The following is a 21,042-nucleotide window of genomic DNA, read 5'->3' on the forward strand; positions in this document are numbered from 1 at the left end:
CCCTCACACGTCCAGAAGCGGGCGGTGTTTGATATGCCGCGCGAAGACCTGCATGAACTGCGGATCGACGCGCGCACCCCATACGGCCAGCGAGTGGCCGACGATCCAGAGCACCACGCCGGGAATCCACAGTTGCAGGCCCAGCCCGACGGCGGCGGCCAGCGTGCCGTTGGCAATTGCCACGGTGCGCGGCGCGCCGCCCAGCAGGATTGGCTCGGTCAGCGAGCGATGCAGCGGCACCTCGAAGCCTGGAAGGTCGCTGGCCGTACTCATACGACGGCCCCGCCGGAGAACGAGAAGAACGACAGGAAGAACGAGGAAGCGGCGAACGCGATGCTCAACCCGAACACGATCTGGATCAGCTTGCGAAAGCCGCCGCTGGTGTCGCCGAAGGCCAGCGCCAGGCCCGTGGCGATGATGATGATGACCGCGACGATGCGTGCCACCGGCCCCTGGATCGACTCCAGAATCGACTGCAAGGGCCCCTCCCACGGCATCGAGGAACCGGCGGCTTGCGCCGTTCCGGCCAGCAACAGCAGCAGCGCGGCCAGCAGCAGCCCCTGCCTCGCAGGGCGGGTGAGGCTGCGCAGCCGCGCCAGGCCGGACAGGCGAGGAAGCGGATTTACGGAAAAGCGGAAAGAATCAACGTGCGTCATGGCAGTTCTCCAAGTTGGTTGGGGGACGGGAATGTGCAGCGGCGTCGGCTGCGAGAGGAACCGGCGTCAGCTCGGGAAACGGCGTTTCCAGTGCGTCCGCCAGGCGATAGCCGGTGCCGTCGAAGCCGACGACACGGGCGATGGTTTCGACGTGGCGCTTGCGGCCGCGTCCGGCGATGTTGATGACGACGTTGACCGCCTCGGCGATCAGCGCCCGCGGCGGATTCACAGCGACTTCGAGAATCAACTGTTCGAGGCGCAGCAACGCGCCCAGCGCGGAGCCGGCATGGATGGTCGCAATGCCGCCGGGGTGGCCGGTGCCCCACACTTTGATGAGGTCGAGGGCTTCGCCGCCGCGCACCTCGCCGACGATCACGCGGTCAGGCCGCAGGCGCATCGTGGCCCGCACCAGCTCGGTCATGGTGACGACGCCGGCGCGGGTGCGCAGCGGCACATGGTCGCGGGCCGCGCATTGCAGCTCGATGGTGTCTTCGAGCACCAGCACGCGGTCGCCTGTGGCGGCGATCTCGGCCAGCAGCGCGTTCGCCAGCGTGGTCTTGCCGGTGCTGGTGCCGCCGGCGATTAGGATGTTCTGCCGCTCGCGCACGGCGCGGCGCAGGAACTCGGCCTGCCCGGCGGTCAGGATGCCGTCGGCCACGTAGCGATCCAGGCCGATGATGCTCACGGCCCGCTTGCGTAGCGCGAAGGCTGGCCCCGGGGCGGCCGGAGGCAGGATGCCCTCGAAACGCTCGCCGGTTTCCGGCAACTCGGCGGTCAAGAGCGGCTGGCCGCGATGCACCTCCGCGCCGACATGCGCGGCGACCAGGCGGATGATGCGTTCACCATCGGCCTCGGGCATCTCCACGCCCAGCGGCGAGCGACCCGACGACAGCCGATCCACCCACAGGGTGCGATCGGGGTTGAGCATGATTTCCACCACATCCGGGTCTTCGAGCGCAGCGGCGATCAGCGGCCCCATTGCAGTGCGCAGCATCTGGATGCGGCGATCCTGGGACGCTGCTGCGGATGAGCGAGGTTCGGGCTGGATCTGTGGAACGGCACTCATGACGCACGCTCCGCAGTTCGTTCATGGGCGGAGGCCATCGCTGCTGCGTCATCCATCTGCATCGGATCGGGGTGCAGTTCCTCCACCACGTCGCGCACCAGACTGCGGCCACGCAGAAGGTGGCGACCCAACTGTTCGACGAACTGCTCGAAGCGCACCTTGCCCTGGGCGCGTGCCGCATCCTGATGGGCTTCGGGCACCGGCGTGCTGACGGTCAGGAAGTAGCGGATGAACAGCGCCAGCGTTTCGATCTGGATGTTCTGGTCGCGCTCCAGGCGTTCGGTCTGCCGCGACAGTCGATCCAACCGCTTGGCAATGGCGGCCTCGCGCTGGTCGCCAGCATCGGGCGACAGCCAGGACGCCAAGGCCGCTGCGACGATGGACGACTTGGACACGCCTTTCTTGGCGGCCAGTTCGTCCAGGCGCTGGGCGTGCTCGGGCTGGATGAAAAGATTGAGGCGGTATTGGCTCATAGGTCGATTCCGTCGTTGGGGTCGAGGGAAGCCAGCCGGGCCGTGCGCTGCATGGCCGGGTCGAGCTGGCCGGGAAGCGGCAGCGCCAGGTCGTCGTCATCGAGCAGCGCCAGGTCGTTCGCATGTGCGTCCGGCTCGGGGTCGTAGGCGACGGTTTCGGAGAGTTCGGGCTGGCGGCGTGGGCCGCCGTCATCGGTGCCGCCCAGGCCATCGGCGGATGCCGAGGCCGGCGCCGCAGGTACGGCCGGGATCGCCAAGCCGCTCCAGTCGTCGGGGCGGGCTGGCGGCGCGTCGGCGTACCTCCCGGCTACGAGCGCGGGCGGTGGCAGGACGCGATTCTTGAAATTGGCGTCGGCGTAGTAGCGCAGCTTCTTCGCGCGGATCGGGGCGACGCTGGACACCATGACCACGGCGTCATCAGGTGGAAGCTGCATCACCTCGCCGGGCGTCAACAGCGGCCGTGCAGTTTCCTGACGCGACACCATCAGGTGCCCCAGCCACGGAGCGAGCCGGTGGCCGGCGTAGTTGCGCTGCGCGCGAAGCTCGGTGGCGGTGCCGAGGGTTTCTGAAATCCTTTTCGCCGTCCTTTCGTCGTTGGTGGCGAAAGTCACCCGGACATGGCAGTTGTCGAGGATGGAATGGTTCTGCCCATACGCCTTGTCGATCTGGTTCAGGCTTTGAGCGATGAGAAAGCTGCGGATGCCGTACCCGGCCATGAAGGCAAGCGCGGACTCGAAAAAATCGAGGCGGCCCAGCGCCGGAAACTCGTCCAGCATCAGCAGCAGCTTGTGCCGGCGCGCGATGCCATCGCTGCCGTCGAGCGATTCGGTCAGCCGCCGCCCGATCTGGTTCAAGATGAGCCGGATCAGCGGCTTGGTGCGGCTTATGTCGGAGGGCGGCACCACCAGATAGAGCGATACCGGGTGCTCGGCGGAAATCAGGTCGGCGATGCGCCAATCGCAGCGCGATGTGACTTCGGCCACGGTCGGGTCGCGGTACAGGCCGAGAAACGACATGGCGGTGGAGAGCACGCCCGATCGCTCGTTGTCCGACTTGTTAAGCACTTCGCGGGCAGCGGATGCGACAACCGGGTGAGGCGCATCGCCCAGGTGCTTCGTCGTCATCATCCGGTGCAGCGTCAGCTCGAACGGACACGCCGGGTCGCTGAGGAAGTTGGCGACGCCGCGCAGCGTCTTGTCCTCGCCTGCGTACAGCACATGCAGGATGGCGCCGACCAACAGCGCGTGACTGGTCTTTTCCCAATGGTTCCGGCGTTCGAGTGCGCCATCGGGATCGACAAGAATGTCGGCCACGTTCTGCACGTCGCGCACTTCGTGCGCGCCGCGCCTCACTTCCAGCAGCGGGTTGTAGGCTGCCGACTGCGCATCCGTGGGGTTGAACAGGAGGCAGTGGCTAAACCGCGAACGCCAGCCTGCGGTGAGCGTCCAGTTCTCGCCTTTGATGTCGTGAACGACGACGGATGCGGGCCAACTCAACAAGGTGGGAACGACCAGGCCCACACCCTTGCCCGAGCGCGTTGGTGCGAAGGTCAGGACGTGTTCCGGGCCTTCATGGCGGAGGTACTGGCCGCGATGCAGCCCGAGGAAAACCCCGTCGGGCTGGATCAGCCCAGCTTTGCGTATGTCTTCCGCATCGGCCCAGCGTGCCGAACCGTAGGTGGTGACAAGGCGCGCTTGCCGCGAGCGCCACACCGACATGGCGATGGCGACCACCACGGCCACCAGACCACTTCCACCCGCGATGGCCCCGCCGATATCGAAGACGTGCGGCGCGTAGGCATCAAAGAAGAACCACCACTCGAACAGCCGCCAAGGGTGATAGACCGGGGTTCCAAAGAAGTCGAACCATGGCGAGCCAAGGCGTAGTTGATAGCCCAGGGCGGCGGCTGTCCATTGCGTTGCACCCCACACGCCGGCGATCACGATGCCGAATACGGCGGCGATCTGCCCGAACAGTACGCCCTGAGCTTGCATTGACTGGCCTCCGATTTCCCTGCACTGATTCCTCGTTCAAAAGCGGCACAGGAACGTGCCGCATAGAGCGAGGATCGGTGCCGCGTGGGTGCCCGTCAAAGACCGTTTTGAGCACAACGGTCGAGGGAAAAGAAAGAATGAGCGGCGGGGCGAGTCGAAGACAAACGCCGCAAACTAAAGCACCCTATGGCGCATTTGGAGTTTCCAAGAGGTTGCCCAGAAAAAAATTCTCGCTGGGTCTCGCTCCCCTCATGAGCAGAATCTAGATATCATGGGAAAGAATTATTTATTGAAATCTGGATAAGAATGAAAGATATCAAGAGCATGGATCTCAACTTACTCAAGGCGCTGGACGTATTGTTGGACGAACGCAACGTGACACGGGCGGCAGCACGTCTTGGACTAACCCAACCGGCCTTGAGCGGCATGCTTGCGCGGCTGCGTGAAAGCTTCGGCGACCCGCTGTTCGCGCGTGCGCAGCGGGGCATCGTTCCGACGCAGCGGGCGCTAGACATAGGGATATCTGTCAAACAGGTGCTAGCGGAAATCGACGCGCTGCTCCAGCCACCTTCTTTCGACCCGGCCACCGCACAACTGACCTTCTCCATCGCCGCGACGGACTATGCGCTGCGTGCCATTGCTGTCCCATTTCTATCGGCACTCAAACAGCACGCACCGCGCGTTCGAGTCTCATTAGTGCCAGTCGAGAGCGGACTGCTACAGAACCAGCTTGAGCGCGGTCAAATCGATCTAGCCCTCCTGACGCCAGAGATCACTCCGCCAAATCTGCATGCCCGAGAGCTATTCAAGGAGCACTACGTGTGTGTCCTGCGGGAAGACCATCCAGCGGCTATGGGGCGCAAGCTGACAGTTAAGCAGTTCTGTGCTCTCGACCATGCGCTTGTTTCCTACGATGGTGGAGGTTTCCGCGGCGTCACCGACGATGCGCTAGAACAGTTGGGCAAACAACGAAGCGTCACACTGTCGGTCAAGAGCTTTCTGATCTTGCCAGACATCCTGCGTGCCAGTGACATGGTCGCGATCTTGCCGAGCCGCTTGGTCGCCGGTATGGACAAGCTGGCTATCTCCCTGCCGCCGATGAAGATACCGGGGTTCACCAAGACGGCTGCTTGGCACGAACGCACCCATCACGATCCAGCACATCGCTGGATACGAGCACTGCTGTTCACTTCCTGTGCTAACAACAAGTAGGCAAGATGGCTCTCATCGTCATGCTCAGCACAACTCTGCCTCGCACTACAAATATGCAATCAGCCGGCTCAATTGGAGACGGACCCTTTCGTAGCACCGCTGCGAGATAGCCTTGTCGGCGGATGGCAGAACCTAGACGCTGATATCAAATTATATGATTTCAAAAATAAAAAATTAGGATTTCACTTATTTCACAGGGAGGCTCATGATTGCTCTATGACCACTTGAATGACGCAGCCACCCCTGTTGCGTCATTGACATTTTGTGAAGGAGCTTCGATATGAGCAAGCAACAGAACGCCATCCTCTGGCCCGAAGGCTACACGCCGGGCTTTACTGAGAATTTCGCCTCTAATGAGATCATCGCCGCCGGCTTGAGCGCGGCCGACGTATGGCCGCTACTCGTCACACCATCGCTGTGGCCAAGCTACTACGCCAACTCGGCTAACGTGCGCTTTCATGGCGGCAAAGGCCCGGTACTGGCCGACGGCGATCGATTTTATTTCGAGACCTTCGGCTTCCCGGTAGAGGGGCAGTGCAACGAGTACGTGGCACCTGCGGATGGGCAACCCGGCCGCGTGGCCTGGCACGGCTGGTCCGGCGAGGAAGGCACAGATACGCGCCTGGATGTGCATCACGCCTGGCTGGTCGAGAACCTGGACGGCGGGCGCGTGCGCATCCTCACGCAGGAAACGCAGAAGGGCAAGCCGGCCGAGGAGCTGCACAACGCCAAACCCAACCCGATGATCAACGGCCATCAGGACTGGCTCGACAGCTTGGTCGAGACAGCGCGCAAAGCCAAGCAGGCGTAATGGTCGCTGGCCGCTTGATCCCAAGCGTCTGAACTGAGAAAACCATGATGGGAACTCCCCTCGAGATTCTGCTGGTTTTGACTTCGCAGGCAACGATGGGCGACGACCCGCGCCTGACCGGCGTGTGGTTCGAGGAACAGTCCACCCCGTACTACGCCTTGGTCGATGCAGGTGCCAATGTGGATATTGCGTCAATCGCCGGCGGCGAGATTCCGGTGGATCCTCATTCCATAGCGAGCGAAGGCATGAACCCGCCGAGCGTGGAATGCTTCCTCGATGACAAGGTGTCGATGGACAAGCTCGAAGGCTCGCTGAAGATCGACAGCATCGCCCCGGAAGGGGGTGCGGTGATGTTCCTGCCCGGCGGCCATGGCACCATGTGGGACTTACCCGGAGCGGGGCGCTCGTCAATCTGCTGTCGGGCGCTTGGGCTGACGGCAGGGTGGTCGCGGCGGCCTGCCACGGCCGAGCCGGACTGGTTAATGTCAAGGAAGCGAATGGCCAGCCGCTGGTTGCCGGCCGTCGCGTCAGCCCCTTTGCCAAACGCATGAGCCGCGAGACTGGGCTACCTGTGGCAGTGAGTTGGGGCATCGACGATCCGCGAATGGCCGAGCACGTGATCGCTGGCAGGTAGATGGGTTTGGTGATTCTTGGCCGCGCCATGCTAGCCAACCCACACTCTTTCTCCACCTTTGCAGGAGCTGAAGGTGGAGCACCCGGAATGGCTGCTCCACCGCCTTACGCGCACTGGCTCGAACTCTCCCGAGGCTGCGGCAAGCTCACCACATATAACGACTAGGAGGAGGTGACCGTGCGAGTTCCCAGAACCCGATCCAGTCTGTGTCGCAGGGTGTCCCAGTGACTACGCTATCAAAGGAGCTAGTACTCAACTCGATAACTTGAGCGTGATAACGCCCAGGATGATCAGCGCCACGCCAAGGTATCGCATCAGGGAGGTTGGGTCGCCATAGAAATGAATTCCGACTAAGAACGTTCCCGCCGCTCCGATACCCGTCCACACCGCATAAGCAGTCCCAATCGGTATCTGACGCTGAGCAAGCCATAGGAAGGCGCCGCTAATTGTCATGAAAGAGACGGCTACTGCGACCCCACTCCAACGCGATGTTGGCTCTTGCGCCATTTTCAGCCCGACCGGCCATCCGATTTCAAACAATCCAGCCAAAACAAGATAGATCCAGCCCATTGCAATTCTCCTTCAAGTTTTTCATATCCGGCATACATACTCCAGCGTGACCACCAGCTTAGAACTTCGGCGGCTCTTTAGGTGTGGTGTAGGGCACATCGCCATCTTCGTAAAAGCGCTTTCGCGTAGCCTCGGCAACCCGGTTACATAGTTGGTCGCCCAGCATAGGACGATCCAACTTGCATTGCTGGCGCAACTTTTTCAGCCGCTCAGGATTGAGCGCTAATTCATCGACCGTCGGAAGGTTGCCTTTATCTGGTTTCCCGGATGGGCTGCAGGCTGCCAGTGTCGAGGAAAGCAATATGAGAGCAATCTTCTTCATGGTTAAGTTTCCTTGGGAGATTGTGTGATGGTTTACCGCCGACTTTTGGCGTCTGGAGATTTGATCGAATGAACGCGTTCCATGAAGCGAGTCAGTATTTCTGACGGCTCGCTGGCCGGTCGTAGCAGATAGGTCGTGAGCATGGGCGAACCTCCAGTCAGCGGCCGTGCGACCACACCCTGTTCCCTGCTGGCAGTAATATGCGCACCTCCTGTGAGGCCTAGTGCAAGTCCCGCCGAAACCAGGACCATCATTAGATCGCTGGAAGTCACGCGTTCGGCAATTAGAGGCTCAATGTCCACGCGACGTAGCACCCGTTCAACTTGCCGAGCATGGCCCTCACACGCCACCGCGTCGCAGAGCACCAGCGGATACCGCAACAGCTCTTCCAGGGGAATCTGTTTGTGGGATAGCAAGGGGTGCCGTGCGGGCACAGCTACCATCAGAGGGTCACTCCACACCGGCACGGCGATGATGCCTTCGCCGACTTCATCCGATTGAGCGAAGCCGAGATCGTACAGTTCGCCACACAATCCCTTGATTTGCTGTGACAAAGGCACTTCGAAGAAGCGAACTTCCACTTCCGGCTCTTCCTGCCGGCAGAGCGCCAACAACGCAGGCAGGCGCGATGGCGTGATTCCATCAGACAATGCAATACGGAGCTGGCAATGAAAGCCATTGGCTGCGGCGTTCACACTGTCGCGCGCCTGCTGCAAAGCTGCGAAGACACGGGGTACGCTCTCAAAGAAGAGTCTGCCTGCACGAGTCAAGCGGGTGCTCCGAGTGGTTCTCGCAAATAGCGCTACGCCCAACTCCTCTTCAAGCTCTTTGATGGCGCGCGACAGCGGCGATGTCTCGATGTGGAGGCGCTCTGCGGCTCGGGCAAAGTGCAGTTCCTCTGCCACCGCTAGAAAGTAGCGCAGATGCCGAATTTCCATGTTCGCATTCCTCCTCACTTAGGCCTCACCACCTTCGCCTTGCGCCACGCTATCTAGCCTTCGCAAGCTGCTCCAGCAAGCTTCCCCGATCAAACAGGTGGGCCGGATAGTGCTTTTGCCAGCACACCCCATTGCACGGCTGTCTCGGCCCGCGTGCGGATCAGCGAAGCCTGCGCTGACATCACCCCCGCCTCAGCCTCGGCCACCACCGTGGCGTCCACTTGTCCCGCCTCAAACAGACGGCGGCTGCGATCGAGCTGACGCTCCGCGACTGCGACCCCCTCGGTCTGATGCTCCAGTGCGGCGTGCTGCGTATGCCAACCGAGGTATGCGTTCTCTACGTCCTGCAATGCACTCAACAAAGTGCGCTCGAACTCCGCGCGCGCAGCTCGGCTGCGCGCCTCTCCGGTCTCGATGCCGGCACGGATCGCGCCACCATCGAAGATCGGCAACGAAACCCCGGCCCCAAGTGAAAAAATGTTGCCGGTAATGCGCGTCCCCGCACTCTCAACGCGCTGCCGTCCGCCGCTCAGGTCCAACACCAGCTTAGGGAAGCGTTCGCCTTCGGCTGCGTTCCAGCGCGCGGTTTCGGCTGCGAACTTCGCTTCGGCGGCGCGCACGTCGGGCCGCTCACTCAGCAGGTCCGCAGGTATGCGTGTCGGTGTCCAATTGGGGGCGGCGAGTGAAGCAAGAGTCGGAGAAGCTGCAGACGCTCCGGGCGTTTGTCCCGCTAGTACATCAAGTGCATGCGTCGCCTCGCCGCGCGCACGCCGAAGTTGCTCTTGCTCCACACGCAGTGCGACGACGCCGGAGCGGGTTCGCTCGATGTCGAAGCCGGTAGCTTGTCCGGCCTCGAACTTCCGTTGTGTCAGCAAGACGAGTCGCTCGGCGGATGCCAGCCGCGCCGTGGCGAGCGCTTCGAGTTCACTGGCTTGGCGCTGCTGCACAGCCGCCGACACTGTTTCAAACGCGACCTGCCAACGCGTGGCAACCCACGCTTGTTCGGCTGCCACCGCATCCAGGCGCGCACCTTCTGCTGCCTGCGAAAGCCGCCCCGACAGGTCTGCCTCCCACGATGCAGACAACGTGGCGCGGCCATCATTGCCGATCGCAACGTTCTCTGAATAGTCGCGTCCTCGAGTTGCCTGCGTGCCCGCGGACAACGAGGGGAGCAGGGAGGCCCGTGCTCGCCGCGTGGCGGCCGAGGCCTCGTCGACGCGCGCGCGCGCAATCGACAGTTCGGTGTTGCGCTCCAGCGCCGCCCGGACTAGGACATTGAGCTGTGGATCGCCGTAGGCCGTCCACCAGTCGACGGGAAGAGTACGGCGGGATGATTTGTCCAGGATGCCTTCACCTCCCTCTTCATTTGAGAAATGGGCCGGTACATCCAGGCGAGGCGGATCGGCAGAGTGCGGAGCATGGCTGCAAGCCGCAAGAAGCATTAGCGGCGAAATCATGGCCATGAGGCGATAGCGTTCAAGAATTTGAGACATGGCAGGTCCTTGCATTCCGAAAAAGTCTTGACGGACTGTTTTACGCCTTCTACTATACCGACTGGACTGTATATGACTCAAGCTTTTTTTGGAGCACGACCATGCCGCCTCGCGCGAAAACAAAGTTGCCCCCCCCGTCCACCGCCCATAGCAGCACCGATGCGCAGCCCGTTCTCCAGCAAGGAGCCCAGCTAACTCGCGAGCGCATCCTGCAGGCCGCTCGCGAACTGGTGCTGGAGGAAGGCGCCAGTCGTCTGACGCTGGACGCCGTCGTCGTGCGGGCCGGGTTGAGCAAAGGGGCGTTTCTCTATCATTTCAAGACCAAACGCGATTTGTTCGTGACACTGATCGACGAGATGATCCGGGCGTTCGACGCGGTACAAGCCAATCACGAGCGCAGGTTTGCCGGAGATTTGTGGCTCGCGCTCAAGCGGATTCCGATCAGCGCGGCCTCTGCAGCCTGGGCAGGAATCGGGCTACTTGGAAACTTGGGTATCGGCGCCCTCTTGCTAGGCGATCTCGCATCAGTGACGCGCTGGTCTGGCACCGCCCTCATCGCAGCAGGCATTGCCTGTCTTAGTTTCGTTTGATCAAGGAGACCCATTATGAAGAGCAAAACTGCATTGATCCGCGGCGGCATTTTTTTTTGCGTAGCAGCCGCGCTCTCTGGATGCGCGACCAACAGCATGACGCGCTCCGGATTTCTCGGCGACTACGAGAAGTTATCGCCGACACGATACGAGAACGTACTGATGTACCGCGCAGCGGGATTCGAGCCCAAGCGTTATGCCGCTGTCGTGGTGGAAGATGCGCAGATCAAGACCGCCTCGGGTCGCATCGATGGGCTCGATGACGCGCAGCAGCGTGAAGTGCTAGACCATGTGACGAGCGAACTGAAACGCCAGGAAGGCAAAAGTCCCGCCACCCCAGGTGGCACGGGACAGGTTCGGGTGCGTGTAGCGGTCACCGAACTGCAGACACCGAATCGGGCAGTCAATGCAATGACGACCCTGCTGGTTGGACCCGTGACGACGGGCGGTGCCAGCCTAGAGTTCGAAGCAGTCGATGTAAGTACGGGACGACGCGTTGCTGCCGCCAGTTGCTTCGAGCGCGGCAACGTCATTAAAGAGTTCGCCGGTTCGTACACATTGCTGGGTCATGCCAAAGCGGCGATCACGAACTGCATCGAGCGCATCGACAGCGCTTGGCGGGACACGCAGCCATGAGCAACGCTTCACAGGCTTGGCTCCGGCAGGATGCCATGGTCGGCGGTGATCACAAATGGCTGGCGGGTGGCGACTGGACGATAGAGCACTACGCCAGTCTGGCAAAATCCGTGTCCGCCGCCCGCATCAGCCATGCCGAGGGGTACGCCACTCCCTTGCTCGACTGGACGCAAGTCCAGAGACTGGACACCGCCGGCGCGGCTCTGCTGGTGGAAATTCTCGGGCCAGACTCGATACTCGACCGGCCGGAGGCAGCTCCAAATCTGTCCCCGGATCGCCTCGCCCTAATGAAAGCGCTTGCCGCCGCTGCTACCGCTCAGCAGAAGACGGACAAAGCAGCGGTGAGCGGGAATCCTCTGCTCCGCGGTCTGGGACGCATAGGCCTGACCGTGGAACAGGGCTGTCGTGCGTGTCTTGGTCTGGCCGGGTTCGTGGGTCAGATCATCGAAACATGGAGCCGTACCGTTCGTCACCCGCGTCGCTGGCGCACGACCTCGGTGATCGCTCAAATCCAGCGGTCAGCGGTGGACGCCATTCCCATCGTGGCGCTACTGAGCTTCATGGTAGGAATGGTGGTGGCGTTCCTGGGCGCAACGGTGCTGGCCAACTTCGGTGCGAGCATCTTCTCGGTGCATCTGGTCGCCTTCTCGTTCATGCGCGAGTTCGGAGTGCTGCTCCCGGCCATATTGATTGCAGGCCGTACCGCAAGCGCGTATACCGCCCAAATCGGTTCGATGAAGGCAAATGAAGAGATCGATGCGCTTCGCTCCAACGCGCTCGACCCCATCGAGTTGCTGGTGCTGCCACGCGTGCTGGCGCTTCTTGTGTCCTTGCCACTGCTCACATTAGTAGGCATCTTGGCTGGCATTGTGGGCGGCGCCACTGTATGCGCACTGAGCTTGGAGATTCCTCCTGCACAGTTCCTTGCCATCGTGCAGGAAAAAATCGAGGTGCGCCATTTTCTTGTCGGAATGAGCAAGTCCCCGCTCTTCGCGGTGATGATCGCCGCTATCGGCTGCCATGAAGGGTTCAAGGTCGCCGGTAGCGCTGAGTCGGTAGGCGACCACACGACTTCTAGTGTTGTGCAATCAATCTTCATGGTGATCCTGATCGATGCCATCGCTGCACTGTTCTTCATGGAGATGGGCTGGTGAGCGCGGTGAAGGAAGACACCGACAACGGTGTGCGACACGCTATTGAAGTGCGCGGCCTAGACAACAGGTTTGGAACCCAGCAGGTCCATCAGGACCTGGACCTGGACGTGCGACGCGGGGAAATCCTTGGCGTGGTGGGAGGATCAGGCACCGGGAAATCCGTGCTCTTGCGTAGCATCGTCGGGCTGCAGAAGCCGCATTCGGGCGTGGTCCGTATCGGGGGGCGCGACCTACTGCGAGCCCAATGGCTTGCACGCGCGCGTATGGAGCGAAGGTTCGGCATTCTGTTCCAGAAGGGCGCGTTGTATTCATCGCTGACCGTCTTGGAGAACGTCGCTCTTCCTTTAATCGAGCATGTCGGTCTGGCGCGGCCTCTTGCCGAGCGTTTGGCAAGAAGCAAGCTGGGCTTGGTGGGGTTGCCTGCCGGAGCGGGAGACAAATATCCGGCCTCGTTGTCCGGAGGCATGGTGAAACGAGCAGCACTGGCGAGAGCCTTGGCGCTTGATGCGAACATCCTGTTTCTTGACGAACCCACCGCAGGACTGGATCCAATCGGGGCTGCATCTTTCGACCAATTGATTCTGACCCTGCGCAATGCACTGGGTCTCACGGTGTTTCTGGTAACCCACGACCTCGATACGCTGTACACCATATGCGACCGTGTCGCGGTCCTGGCGAACCAGAAGGTACTCATCAACGACGGCATCGAGGCAGTCGAGCGATTCAAGCACCCGTGGATACAGGAATACTTTCACGGCCCCCGTGGCCGTGCGGCCGCACAGGCCACTGGTGCTTCCAGCCAAGAGACGCAGCCATGAAACCCTTCCGCATCTGCATCATTCTTCCGTCGCGCACGCATTGGGCTGGGCGCACGCAATATTTACACTCTGAAAACGAGGTGGTCTGATCATGGAGCCACGTGCCCATCATGTATTCATTGGTCTGTTCGTCGTGCTGCTCGGTGCGATTGGTATCGGCTTCGCGCTCTGGCTCAGCGACACACGTTCCGACCACGATTACCAGTATTACCGGATCATGTTCGATGAGCCAGTGACCGGGCTTACGCCCGGCAGCCAGGTTCAGTACAGCGGAATCACGATTGGCGAAGTCGTTGCACTTTCTCTTTCGCCGCCTGACCCAAGGCGGGCGATAGCGCGCGTGCGTATCAATGCCACCATCCCGGTCCGGCAGGATACCCGCGCTGAATTGGTCATCACGGGAATTACCGGCAACGCGGTGATCGAGTTGAGCGACGGTGGGCCAAACGTGCCATTGCTGGATCGGAAAGAGGACGAGGAACCGTTGATCCTCGCGCCACGTTCGGCGATGGCATCCCTGGTCTCCGGCGAGGGTAACAGCATGACGACACTCAACGGCATCTTGCTGCGCACGCAGGAGTTACTGTCGAAGGAGAATTTGGCTCTTGTGCACCGCAGTCTAGTGAATCTCGAACAGACTACGGGCGCGGTCGCTGACCAGAGGGCCGAGATCGCGACGTTAATCAGCAATCTGACCGAAGCAAGCAGAGAATCGACAGCTGCCGTGCGCCAAGCAAATAGCACTCTTCGCGATGCCAACCTGCTACTAAATAACGATGGTAAGCAAATCATGGTGAACACGCGTGATGCAACGGCATCCCTCGAACGCGCCGCTTTCAGGGTTGAGACGCTACTGCAAAACAATCAGGAATCGCTGAACCAAGGCATGGCCGCCACAGGCCCTGCCATGCACGAACTCCAGCAGGCGCTGGCCAATCTAAACACCGTGCTGCGCCGACTGGATCGCAATCCGGCGCAATACCTGCTCGGTGGAGAGAACATTGAGGAAACCAAGCCGTGAACACTTCCGCCAGGATGATTCCCGTCGCTGCCGCGACTATGACGCTAGTACTCGGCTTGTCCGCGTGCAGTGTGCTTCCCAAAACAGCTCCAATGGTCACCTACAAACTGCCCGACTATCACATCGCCCAGGCGGAGAGTACGCCACGCGCCGTTCCTGGACCTGGGGCGCTGCGCGTCTACGCCCCTGAGAGTAGTCGCGTCCTGGATTCGGAGCGGCTTTTCATTGCGCAGCCCGATGGTCGCTTGTCGGCTTGGCAAGGAGTGCGTTGGGCCGACCCCGCACCGGTGCTGCTACGCGACCGAATCGTCGAAGCCTTCATGCGCGATGGGCGGTCGACTTCGGTGATTACCGATAGCACGCCAATGAGCGCCGATATGGAGTTGCGCAGTACGCTACGGGCGTTCCAGCTCGAATACCGCGGCACTGAAGCGATCGCCGCGGTTCGGGTTCGGCTCGATGTGCAACTGGTCGATCCGGCCAAACGGACTGCTATTGCCAGTAGACGCTTCGAAGCAATCCAAGCTACAGGCAGCAAGCGAGAGGCAGATGTGGTGAGCGCGTTCGGTGTCGCGACGGACGTGTTGGCCGGGCAGATCGTTGAATGGGCAGTTCAGGTCGGGGCAGCGCGTTTGCGAGTTGCACCGGAATCGGCAAGCAACCATGCACCCACAGCGTCGGCGATAAGCACAGACTAGTCGCCTTAACGGAGCACAGAAGCTAGGGCCAGAACGCTGCTCGACACCTTAACTCGGTACGACAGCCTACGGCCCCTATCCAATCCCAGGACCTCGTTGCCGTCCAACCTCCCATGACACACCGCCGCCGCGTACAGTCGCGGCGATCTGCTGCCCCAGTCGTGGCTCGATTATCGGCCGCCAAGGCACCAGACTGAACCCCATGCCGTCATCGAGCAGCGCATAGCGACCGCTGGCGAGAATGACCGAGCGCCGGTAGATGCCGGCTACGCGCTGCCCGTCTGTGACGTGCCGATGCTCCAACCCACTATCGGCGGCAATGTGCTGGGCGGCCTGCGCCAGCTCCCGATTGCGCAGCGTTTCCAGCAGATTCCGGGAGAGAATCACCCGCTGCCCACGCCGCTGGGCCAGCCCCTGTTCTTCGAGGAAGTCGGCGCGCTGCTGCAAGGCTTGCTTGGCATCGCCACCAAAGCCCAGGTCGCCCAATCCCCGGCCGCCGCCGATCAGTTGCTGGTCGAGCCAGGTGGCGCCGATCACGCGGGCCTGCCGCTCGATCGGCAGGTGAGATTTCAGGTCCACGGCCACGCCGCCCAGTCGCTGCGCATCGTACTGGCGCCCACGCTCGGATAGGTCGTCCGGCACTTTCCATAGCCCTTCCGCCACGCGCTCCACGATGCCGGCCCGGCGCAGGGCTTCCAGCCGTCGGACGTGGGCCGCGACGACTTCCTGCGGGTCGCGGCCGGGCTTGGCTCGGCCTTGCTCGATCGCCAGGTGATGATCGGTACGGTACAGGCCATCGCTCGCCAGTGCGGCGATGTTCTTGTCCGCCGCCCGTACCTCGGCGGAACCACGCACCTCCACCACCGCGCCGGTGGGGTAGCTCGCCAGTTCGTCGCGGGCGTTCAAAGCGACGTAGTGGGCCTTGCCGTCCACGCCGTCGATGACCAGATAGCCGCGGTCGTGCAGCTCGTCGGCCAGCCCCTTGGCGGCCACGCGGCCGACGAGGGTACGGCCGTCGTCGGCCGGCTCGAATACCGCCAGCTCGCGCGGCTGGCCGCTCATGGCGCGCTGCATGGTGCGGATGATGTCGCCACGCTCGCCCAGGGCACGCAGGGTCTTCTCAGCGTCGGCATGGATGGCCCAGGTGCTGGGCTGCACCTCGTCGGCCAGGCCGAGCCGCTGCAAGCGTTGCAGCCGGCCGATCAGTAGCAGGCGCTGGCGTTGCAACGTCGGTTCGTTGAAGCGTTCGATCCGCACCCGGTCATCCTCGCCGACCTCGCGCTGCAACGTGCGGTCGAGGCTCGTCCACCGCTCTTGCTTCACCTCGCGCTGCCAGGTCTGCTGGATCTCCAGTTCGGTGCGCGGCCCCAGCCATTCCGTCGCCAGCTCGGCGGCGCGATGGCGGAAGCCGTGGGCGATGTAGTCGCCCGCGATGACGAGGTCTCTGCCGGTATCGTCGCGTCCGCGCACGATCAGGTGCGTGTGCGGGTTGTCGGTGTTCCAGTGATCGACCGCCACCCAATCCAGCCGCGTTCCCAGGTCGGCCTCCATGCGGTTCATCAGGTGCCGGGTGTAGGTGCGCAGGTCGTCCAGCTCGGCTCCGTCTTCCGGGGAAACAATGAAACGGAAATGGTGTCGGTCGTCCTGGCAGCGTTCCTTGAAGGCATCGAGGTCGGCATGGTCGGTCTGCGGCCCGTAGGCACGGCCCGGCTCGCCGTCCCGGCCGGCACCGTCGCGCTCGATGTAGCGCAGGTGCTTGGCGAGCGACTGCGGGCTGGCGTTGCGCTGGTTGACCAGCAGCGTCTTGACGGTCACGCGCCGTGACATGGGTGTCAGCTTTGCACCTGCGAAGCGCGCTGCCGTATGGCCGCGCCCAAGCCGTGAGCCGGGCCGCTGGCCCGCGTGCTGGCCGCTCCCGCCAGCGACAGGACGGCGCACCGCCGACTTGCCGCCGCTGGCTTTGCCAGCCCGCTTGAGCACCTTGGAAACGAAGCTCTGGCCCTGGCCTTTGCCTCGGTTCTTCGGCGCGCCAGGGCGCACCCGGAAATCGTCGTCGCGGCGGTCGGTCATGGCAGCGCCCCTGGCAAGCTCCGGCGTCTCCGGGCGTGCGAAGCACGCGGACATGCCTGCATTGGCGCGGGCCTCGCGCCCCACGCGGCACGGCGGCAAAGCCGCTCCGTGCCGCGCCACCCCCATGTGCAGACAGGCCTTCGACGCGGCCCGGTGCCGCGTCCTTTTGTCTTGCCTTCCGCCTTTGCCCCTCGCTCCCGCTCCGGGCATCGGCGGCCCGGCGGCGCTGCTGCACCAGCAGCCAGCCCGCCGGCGAACACGCCAATGGCCGCAGGCCAGGCGCGTTCGAGGCAAGACGCCTGCACGTTGGACGGCTGCGCCGAAGGCAGCGCGAAGTGCGGTGCGAATGCACCCGCACTGCACGTGCGATGACAAGGCGACGAACAGTAGAACGACATGCCCGATGGCACGATGAGAGGCGCGGCAAAGTGCAGCGAATCGGCGGCCATCATGGACGTGTCTCCAGCCAGATCGGATGCGCAACGCCGATCGCGGTGGATGCACTGACCGGCCCGAAATAGCGGCTGTCGAACGACGCTGGGTTGGTCACGCTCAAGAGGAACAGTTCGCCCGGTTCGAGACGGCGGCAAAGCTGCAAGGATGGCAGCGGTCGGCCCTGCCGGTCGGCAGGCAGGGCGGCGGCCACCGGCACGCCGTCGATGCGAACCTGGCCGGCGACGATGCAGACGTGTTGTGGCGCGACTGCGCCCACACGTTTGAGCAGCGGAACGCGGGTCGGTAGGTAACTGCGCTGCGCAGCCAGCATGGCGGCCCTGTCGGGCAGCGGCACCAGCACGATGCTGTCCACGGACAGCGGACGTGGCCGCGAGGCGGTGCGCGGGTCGAACGGTTCGATGCGATACCAACCGACCGCCACGCTGTCGGACGGGTTGTAGGCCATTCGCGGCAGGGGCTGCACGAACGCAGCCCAGGCCAGCGCAGCGAGGCCGACGGTGGCGAAGCCTGCCAGCACGAGGCGAGTGCGCAGGCGCGAGCGAGGATGCGGCACGGGGCCGGTCGTGGAAATCGTGGTCATGGCAATGCCCTCCCTGCCAGCCAGGCGGCGTGCCGTTCTGTGGTGTATGTGGGTAACGCCGAGCGCGCTGCGAGCCGGTTCGCGAGCGTGCGCCAGTACGCGGGCGATGTGTCTGCGGCTGCGATGCCCAGCGCCTCGATGTCGTCGATGCGTTCCAGCACGGCGCGAACGTTGGCATCGCCTTCGGCGTGCAACAGCAGACGCGCGCCCGGCTGCACGCCGGGGATGCGTTGCACGGCGTCCAGCGGCGTGGCGGTCTGCATCACCATGAGCTGCCAGCGGATCGTGCCGTAGTCGTTGGCCTGCCAACGGATGCGGCACAGAACCGCGTTCGGCAGGAACACGGCGCAGCGCCGCCAGCGGTCGAGCTGGAGCGTGCGCGCCGGTTCGCCGAAGCGCAGGTAGAGCTTGAAGCGGGGTTCGATGTAGGTCAGCGCCACGCGCGTCAGCGGCACGTTGCCGGCCTGGCCGGCGAGTGTCGAAGGCGCCGGCGGCGGTGCAGCCGTGGGCGCACTTGCTTTGGGGGTGTGGGCGGTCGAAGCGGATGCGTTCACGGCGTGCCCTCCGGGGGAAACTCCCGCTCCAGCAGGCTGCGCAGCAGTTCGGCTACGGTCACGCCTCGCGTGAAGGCCGACACCTTGATGCGCGCCCGCATGGCGGGCGTGATGTCAAGCGTCAGTCGAGCGGTGTAGAGGTCGCCTTTCTGCAAGGCATCTGCGTCGCCCTGGCGAATCCACGCTTCGGCGTGCGGATTCGCTGGGGGACGTACACCGATGCCGACGCGCTTGCTGCGTGGTGATGGCTTTCCAGTCATGTCGGCCACCGCAGCAGTTCGTCGGTGAGCGCGGCGATCTCGCGGGCAGCGGCGCTGTCGGGCGCGGTTTCGCGGGCGAGCCGGCCAGCGGCTACGCTGTCGGCAAAGACGATGCGCTGGTGGATCTCCGAGCGCAGCGCGGGCAGCGGCTGTTCGGCCAGCGATTGCCGTGCCTCCCTGCCGATGATGGTGGTGCTGACGCGCCGGTTGATGACGAAGGCCGCGCGTAGCGCTGGCCGGAACACCTGTGCTTCGCGGATCAGTGCGACCATCTCGGCAGAAGCCCATACGTCGTAGGGGCTGGGCTGCACGGGGATCAGCACGCGCTCGGCCGCCAGCAGCGCGGAGCGCGCGAGGGCGGCGATGCGCGGCGGGCCGTCGATGATGATGTGATCGGCCCGCCTGGCGAGTTCTGGCGCTTCCTGATGCAGCGTTTCGCGGGCAAGGCCCACGGCGCTGAACAGACGGGGCAGGCCCTGCTGGCTACGCCGCTGCGTCCAGTCGAGCGATGACCCCTGCGGGTCGGCATCCAGCAGGATGACATGCAGGCCGCGCATCGCCAGTTCGCCGGCGATGTGCGTGGCGAGCGTGGTCTTGCCGACGCCGCCTTTCTGGTTGAGAAACGCGAAGATCATGGCGCGGCCCTCCGAGCTGGAAAGCCGGCCTGGGCGTGCCATTTCGTGGTTGTCCACCGAAACGGCGCGCTTCTACTAAAAGTTATGTATTTCTTGTTAGGTAAGTTAGAGGGAACGCAAACCCGCGCCGTTGTTGGCTTTCCGGCGTTTTCGTACTCCTGATAGCACGAGGGTCGTACTCCTGATAGCACGATACCCGGTACTCCTGATAGCACGAGGCCGTCCACAGGTTCTCCCGCAGTTATCCCCGTGCCGCGTGCGGCACGGGCCGGAAGGTCAGCAGCTCGGTGTTGTCGTCCGGCATCCGCTCGATGCCGAGGACGTAGCCGGGCAACGACTGCCGCGCCACCAGGGCGCGCACGTCGTAGGCGAAGTCCGAGAAGCGGGCCGCGCTGCCGGATTTGCGGTACAGGTGTCGGAAGTCGAATTGCCAGCCGTGCTCCTGCCGCCCGCCATGCTTGCGCACCAGGCGGTACAGCCAGCGTTCGATACCGCCTTTCAAGCGGAAATAGGCCGGGTCGATGGTCAGCACCAGGGCGGCGTCGAGCACGCCGGCATAGAACCAGTCCGGCAAGATCAGCTCGATGCCCAGCGGGGTGCCGCTGGCGTCGGCGAGTTCCTTCCACTCGTTGATCCACGAGAAGCGATGCAAGCGCCTTCCCGTGGTTTCGCGGATGGACGTGGCCACCGTGGTCGATTGCAGCCGGTCGAGGGCGGCCTTCAGGCGCTGGTAGTCGTTGAGGGACGTGCCGCGCCCGATGAAGCGCAAAATCTCGTAAGGCGTGGCGCGTATCCAGCGCGACGGGCGCAGGCCCGCGTCGCGCGCCTCCACGATCTGCGAGGCGGCCCATATCAGCACGTCGGCATCCCATATCGTTGCGATGCCGTGCTCCTGCGTGCCTTCCACGCGAATGGTGACGTTCCCGCTGCGGAAGTCGATCGGCGCCGTGCGCCGCGACTTGGCAAGCGAGAAGAACGGAAAGGCCATCAAGTCCTGGGAATCGCGTGGCGCCATGTCGCCCGGCAGCGCTCGGAACAGATCGAGCTGTTCGCGCTGCGGCAAGGCTTGCCCTGGCGGGCTGGACATGGCGAAGGCCACCCACGCGCCGACGATCAGCGGCCATCACGGTAGTCGCCCGCGTGGCGCTCGGCGTATTCGGGATCGGACGTGGCCTCGTAGCTGCGCTGGTCGGCCCAGGCATCGAGGTCGGACACCGCGTACATGACGCGGCGGCCGAACTTGCGGAACTTGGGGCCGCCGCCGATCACCCGCTGCTTCTCCAGCGTGCGCGGCGACAGCCGCAGGTAGTCGGCGGCTTCGTCGTTTGTCAGGTAGCGTTGAGGCTGCGAGGTCGCAGTGACGGCAGCGGCGGCAGGCCGCGAGGGAGCAGGTCGCATGGG

25 protein-coding genes are annotated in these 21,042 nt (G+C 63.4%); 9 read left to right on the forward strand and 16 right to left on the reverse strand.

Annotated elements, in window-relative coordinates:
- Window positions 1–3: 3 nt before the first annotated feature.
- From C3406_RS18050 to C3406_RS18070, 5 genes are read right to left on the reverse strand one after another with little or no spacing between them, the layout of a single operon-like run.
- Window positions 4–273 (reverse strand): VirB3 family type IV secretion system protein, encoded by a 270-nt coding sequence (locus tag C3406_RS18050; RefSeq protein ID WP_006378802.1) that lies wholly within the window; start codon window positions 271–273, stop codon window positions 4–6.
- Entirely contained in the window at window positions 270–656 is a 387-nt protein-coding gene (locus tag C3406_RS18055; protein WP_006378803.1) for a TrbC/VirB2 family type IV secretion system protein, read from the reverse strand. The genes C3406_RS18050 and C3406_RS18055 overlap by 4 nt, the downstream gene beginning before the upstream one ends.
- Window positions 643–1,722 carry a P-type conjugative transfer ATPase TrbB gene (gene trbB / locus C3406_RS18060; RefSeq protein WP_022652184.1) on the reverse strand — a complete coding sequence of 360 codons (1,080 nt, stop codon included), beginning with the start codon at window positions 1,720–1,722 and terminating at the stop codon, window positions 643–645. The genes C3406_RS18055 and trbB overlap by 14 nt, the downstream gene beginning before the upstream one ends.
- The gene (locus C3406_RS18065) at window positions 1,719–2,195 is read right to left on the reverse strand and encodes a CopG family transcriptional regulator (RefSeq protein WP_006378865.1); all 477 of its coding nucleotides are present in this window, start codon (window positions 2,193–2,195) and stop codon (window positions 1,719–1,721) included. The genes trbB and C3406_RS18065 overlap by 4 nt, the downstream gene beginning before the upstream one ends.
- The gene (locus C3406_RS18070; RefSeq protein ID WP_016487822.1) at window positions 2,192–4,189 is read right to left on the reverse strand and encodes a conjugal transfer protein TraG; all 1,998 of its coding nucleotides are present in this window, start codon (window positions 4,187–4,189) and stop codon (window positions 2,192–2,194) included. Before C3406_RS18070 ends, C3406_RS18065 begins: the two co-directional genes overlap by 4 nt.
- Before the next feature lie 306 nt (window positions 4,190–4,495).
- Here C3406_RS18070 and C3406_RS18075 point away from each other — a divergent pair, with 306 nt between their 5' ends.
- The 3 genes from C3406_RS18075 to C3406_RS18085 all read left to right on the forward strand — a co-directional run bounded on the left by C3406_RS18075 (window position 4,496) and on the right by C3406_RS18085 (window position 6,763).
- Window positions 4,496–5,401, forward strand: a complete 906-nt coding sequence (locus C3406_RS18075; protein WP_006378991.1) for a LysR family transcriptional regulator — start codon at window positions 4,496–4,498, stop codon at window positions 5,399–5,401.
- A 280-nt stretch (window positions 5,402–5,681) separates the two neighbouring features.
- Entirely contained in the window at window positions 5,682–6,212 is a 531-nt protein-coding gene (locus C3406_RS18080) for an SRPBCC family protein (protein WP_016487823.1), read from the forward strand.
- A gap of 44 nt (window positions 6,213–6,256) precedes the next feature.
- Window positions 6,257–6,763, forward strand: coding sequence for a type 1 glutamine amidotransferase family protein (locus C3406_RS18085; protein ID WP_006378996.1), 507 nt, complete (start codon window positions 6,257–6,259; stop codon window positions 6,761–6,763).
- Window positions 6,764–7,098: 335 nt separating this feature from the next.
- On the opposite strand, the gene C3406_RS18090 is transcribed toward C3406_RS18085, so the two are convergent.
- The 4 genes from C3406_RS18090 to C3406_RS18105 form a co-directional block, all read right to left on the reverse strand.
- Complete coding sequence (locus tag C3406_RS18090; RefSeq protein ID WP_000539741.1) at window positions 7,099–7,416, reverse strand: DMT family transporter; 318 nt, start codon at window positions 7,414–7,416, stop codon at window positions 7,099–7,101.
- A gap of 58 nt (window positions 7,417–7,474) precedes the next feature.
- A complete protein-coding gene (locus tag C3406_RS18095) occupies window positions 7,475–7,738 on the reverse strand; it encodes an EexN family lipoprotein (RefSeq protein WP_016487824.1) in 264 nt (87 codons plus the stop codon).
- A 32-nt stretch (window positions 7,739–7,770) separates the two neighbouring features.
- Window positions 7,771–8,676 carry a LysR family transcriptional regulator gene (locus C3406_RS18100; protein ID WP_006378999.1) on the reverse strand — a complete coding sequence of 302 codons (906 nt, stop codon included), beginning with the start codon at window positions 8,674–8,676 and terminating at the stop codon, window positions 7,771–7,773.
- Window positions 8,677–8,765: 89 nt separating this feature from the next.
- Window positions 8,766–10,169, reverse strand: coding sequence for an efflux transporter outer membrane subunit (locus C3406_RS18105; RefSeq protein WP_016487825.1), 1,404 nt, complete (start codon window positions 10,167–10,169; stop codon window positions 8,766–8,768).
- Between the two features lie 101 nt (window positions 10,170–10,270).
- Here C3406_RS18105 and C3406_RS26565 point away from each other — a divergent pair, with 101 nt between their 5' ends.
- The 6 genes from C3406_RS26565 to C3406_RS18135 all read left to right on the forward strand — a co-directional run bounded on the left by C3406_RS26565 (window position 10,271) and on the right by C3406_RS18135 (window position 15,086).
- Window positions 10,271–10,759 carry a TetR family transcriptional regulator gene (locus C3406_RS26565; protein WP_022652185.1) on the forward strand — a complete coding sequence of 163 codons (489 nt, stop codon included), beginning with the start codon at window positions 10,271–10,273 and terminating at the stop codon, window positions 10,757–10,759.
- A gap of 15 nt (window positions 10,760–10,774) precedes the next feature.
- On the forward strand, window positions 10,775–11,395 hold the full coding sequence (locus C3406_RS18115; protein WP_016487830.1) for a DUF3313 family protein: 621 nt from the start codon (window positions 10,775–10,777) through the stop codon (window positions 11,393–11,395).
- A complete protein-coding gene (locus tag C3406_RS18120) occupies window positions 11,392–12,549 on the forward strand; it encodes an MlaE family ABC transporter permease (protein ID WP_016487831.1) in 1,158 nt (385 codons plus the stop codon). Before C3406_RS18115 ends, C3406_RS18120 begins: the two co-directional genes overlap by 4 nt.
- The gene (locus C3406_RS18125; protein WP_016487832.1) at window positions 12,546–13,367 is read left to right on the forward strand and encodes an ABC transporter ATP-binding protein; all 822 of its coding nucleotides are present in this window, start codon (window positions 12,546–12,548) and stop codon (window positions 13,365–13,367) included. Before C3406_RS18120 ends, C3406_RS18125 begins: the two co-directional genes overlap by 4 nt.
- A 91-nt stretch (window positions 13,368–13,458) precedes the next feature.
- Entirely contained in the window at window positions 13,459–14,388 is a 930-nt protein-coding gene (locus C3406_RS18130) for an MlaD family protein (RefSeq protein WP_016487833.1), read from the forward strand.
- 92 nt (window positions 14,389–14,480) lie between these two features.
- Entirely contained in the window at window positions 14,481–15,086 is a 606-nt protein-coding gene (locus C3406_RS18135; protein WP_223231737.1) for an ABC-type transport auxiliary lipoprotein family protein, read from the forward strand.
- 75 nt (window positions 15,087–15,161) lie between these two features.
- Here C3406_RS18135 and C3406_RS18140 read toward each other — a convergent pair whose 3' ends face one another.
- The 7 genes from C3406_RS18140 to C3406_RS18180 form a co-directional block, all read right to left on the reverse strand.
- Complete coding sequence (locus C3406_RS18140) at window positions 15,162–17,156, reverse strand: relaxase/mobilization nuclease and DUF3363 domain-containing protein (RefSeq protein ID WP_016487835.1); 1,995 nt, start codon at window positions 17,154–17,156, stop codon at window positions 15,162–15,164.
- A gap of 448 nt (window positions 17,157–17,604) precedes the next feature.
- Window positions 17,605–18,192: a S26 family signal peptidase gene (locus C3406_RS18150; RefSeq protein ID WP_006379345.1), complete on the reverse strand. Its 588-nt coding sequence runs from the start codon at window positions 18,190–18,192 to the stop codon at window positions 17,605–17,607.
- On the reverse strand, window positions 18,189–18,746 hold the full coding sequence (locus C3406_RS18155) for a DUF2840 domain-containing protein (protein WP_006379346.1): 558 nt from the start codon (window positions 18,744–18,746) through the stop codon (window positions 18,189–18,191). The genes C3406_RS18150 and C3406_RS18155 overlap by 4 nt, the downstream gene beginning before the upstream one ends.
- The gene (locus C3406_RS18160; RefSeq protein ID WP_022652187.1) at window positions 18,743–19,006 is read right to left on the reverse strand and encodes a hypothetical protein; all 264 of its coding nucleotides are present in this window, start codon (window positions 19,004–19,006) and stop codon (window positions 18,743–18,745) included. The genes C3406_RS18155 and C3406_RS18160 overlap by 4 nt, the downstream gene beginning before the upstream one ends.
- Window positions 19,003–19,641 (reverse strand): ParA family partition ATPase, encoded by a 639-nt coding sequence (gene parA / locus C3406_RS18165; RefSeq protein WP_003092312.1) that lies wholly within the window; start codon window positions 19,639–19,641, stop codon window positions 19,003–19,005. The genes C3406_RS18160 and parA overlap by 4 nt, the downstream gene beginning before the upstream one ends.
- Window positions 19,642–19,882: 241 nt before the next feature.
- Window positions 19,883–20,704 (reverse strand): replication initiator protein A, encoded by an 822-nt coding sequence (locus tag C3406_RS18175; protein WP_022580213.1) that lies wholly within the window; start codon window positions 20,702–20,704, stop codon window positions 19,883–19,885.
- 50 nt (window positions 20,705–20,754) lie between these two features.
- A complete protein-coding gene (locus C3406_RS18180) occupies window positions 20,755–21,039 on the reverse strand; it encodes a helix-turn-helix transcriptional regulator (RefSeq protein WP_001247107.1) in 285 nt (94 codons plus the stop codon).
- Window positions 21,040–21,042 lie beyond the last annotated feature (3 nt).

Origin of the sequence: Leclercia sp. LSNIH8 (genome assembly GCF_002920195.1) — a bacterium.
Classification (GTDB): Bacteria; Pseudomonadota; Gammaproteobacteria; order Enterobacterales; family Enterobacteriaceae; genus Enterobacter.

Coding starts and splice junctions, on each gene's coding strand:
- C3406_RS18050 (WP_006378802.1), bottom strand. CDS start 273: ATGAGTACGGCCAGCGACCTTCCAGGCTTCGAGGTGCCGCTGCATCGC.
- C3406_RS18055 (WP_006378803.1), bottom strand. CDS start 656: ATGACGCACGTTGATTCTTTCCGCTTTTCCGTAAATCCGCTTCCTCGC.
- trbB (WP_022652184.1), bottom strand. CDS start 1,722: ATGAGTGCCGTTCCACAGATCCAGCCCGAACCTCGCTCATCCGCAGCA.
- C3406_RS18065 (WP_006378865.1), bottom strand. CDS start 2,195: ATGAGCCAATACCGCCTCAATCTTTTCATCCAGCCCGAGCACGCCCAG.
- C3406_RS18070 (WP_016487822.1), bottom strand. CDS start 4,189: ATGCAAGCTCAGGGCGTACTGTTCGGGCAGATCGCCGCCGTATTCGGC.
- C3406_RS18075 (WP_006378991.1), top strand. CDS start 4,496: ATGAAAGATATCAAGAGCATGGATCTCAACTTACTCAAGGCGCTGGAC.
- C3406_RS18080 (WP_016487823.1), top strand. CDS start 5,682: ATGAGCAAGCAACAGAACGCCATCCTCTGGCCCGAAGGCTACACGCCG.
- C3406_RS18085 (WP_006378996.1), top strand. CDS start 6,257: ATGATGGGAACTCCCCTCGAGATTCTGCTGGTTTTGACTTCGCAGGCA.
- C3406_RS18090 (WP_000539741.1), bottom strand. CDS start 7,416: ATGGGCTGGATCTATCTTGTTTTGGCTGGATTGTTTGAAATCGGATGG.
- C3406_RS18095 (WP_016487824.1), bottom strand. CDS start 7,738: ATGAAGAAGATTGCTCTCATATTGCTTTCCTCGACACTGGCAGCCTGC.
- C3406_RS18100 (WP_006378999.1), bottom strand. CDS start 8,676: ATGGAAATTCGGCATCTGCGCTACTTTCTAGCGGTGGCAGAGGAACTG.
- C3406_RS18105 (WP_016487825.1), bottom strand. CDS start 10,169: ATGTCTCAAATTCTTGAACGCTATCGCCTCATGGCCATGATTTCGCCG.
- C3406_RS26565 (WP_022652185.1), top strand. CDS start 10,271: ATGCCGCCTCGCGCGAAAACAAAGTTGCCCCCCCCGTCCACCGCCCAT.
- C3406_RS18115 (WP_016487830.1), top strand. CDS start 10,775: ATGAAGAGCAAAACTGCATTGATCCGCGGCGGCATTTTTTTTTGCGTA.
- C3406_RS18120 (WP_016487831.1), top strand. CDS start 11,392: ATGAGCAACGCTTCACAGGCTTGGCTCCGGCAGGATGCCATGGTCGGC.
- C3406_RS18130 (WP_016487833.1), top strand. CDS start 13,459: ATGGAGCCACGTGCCCATCATGTATTCATTGGTCTGTTCGTCGTGCTG.
- C3406_RS18135 (WP_223231737.1), top strand. CDS start 14,481: ATGGTCACCTACAAACTGCCCGACTATCACATCGCCCAGGCGGAGAGT.
- C3406_RS18140 (WP_016487835.1), bottom strand. CDS start 17,156: ATGACCGACCGCCGCGACGACGATTTCCGGGTGCGCCCTGGCGCGCCG.
- C3406_RS18150 (WP_006379345.1), bottom strand. CDS start 18,192: ATGACCACGATTTCCACGACCGGCCCCGTGCCGCATCCTCGCTCGCGC.
- C3406_RS18160 (WP_022652187.1), bottom strand. CDS start 19,006: ATGACTGGAAAGCCATCACCACGCAGCAAGCGCGTCGGCATCGGTGTA.
- parA (WP_003092312.1), bottom strand. CDS start 19,641: ATGATCTTCGCGTTTCTCAACCAGAAAGGCGGCGTCGGCAAGACCACG.
- C3406_RS18180 (WP_001247107.1), bottom strand. CDS start 21,039: ATGCGACCTGCTCCCTCGCGGCCTGCCGCCGCTGCCGTCACTGCGACC.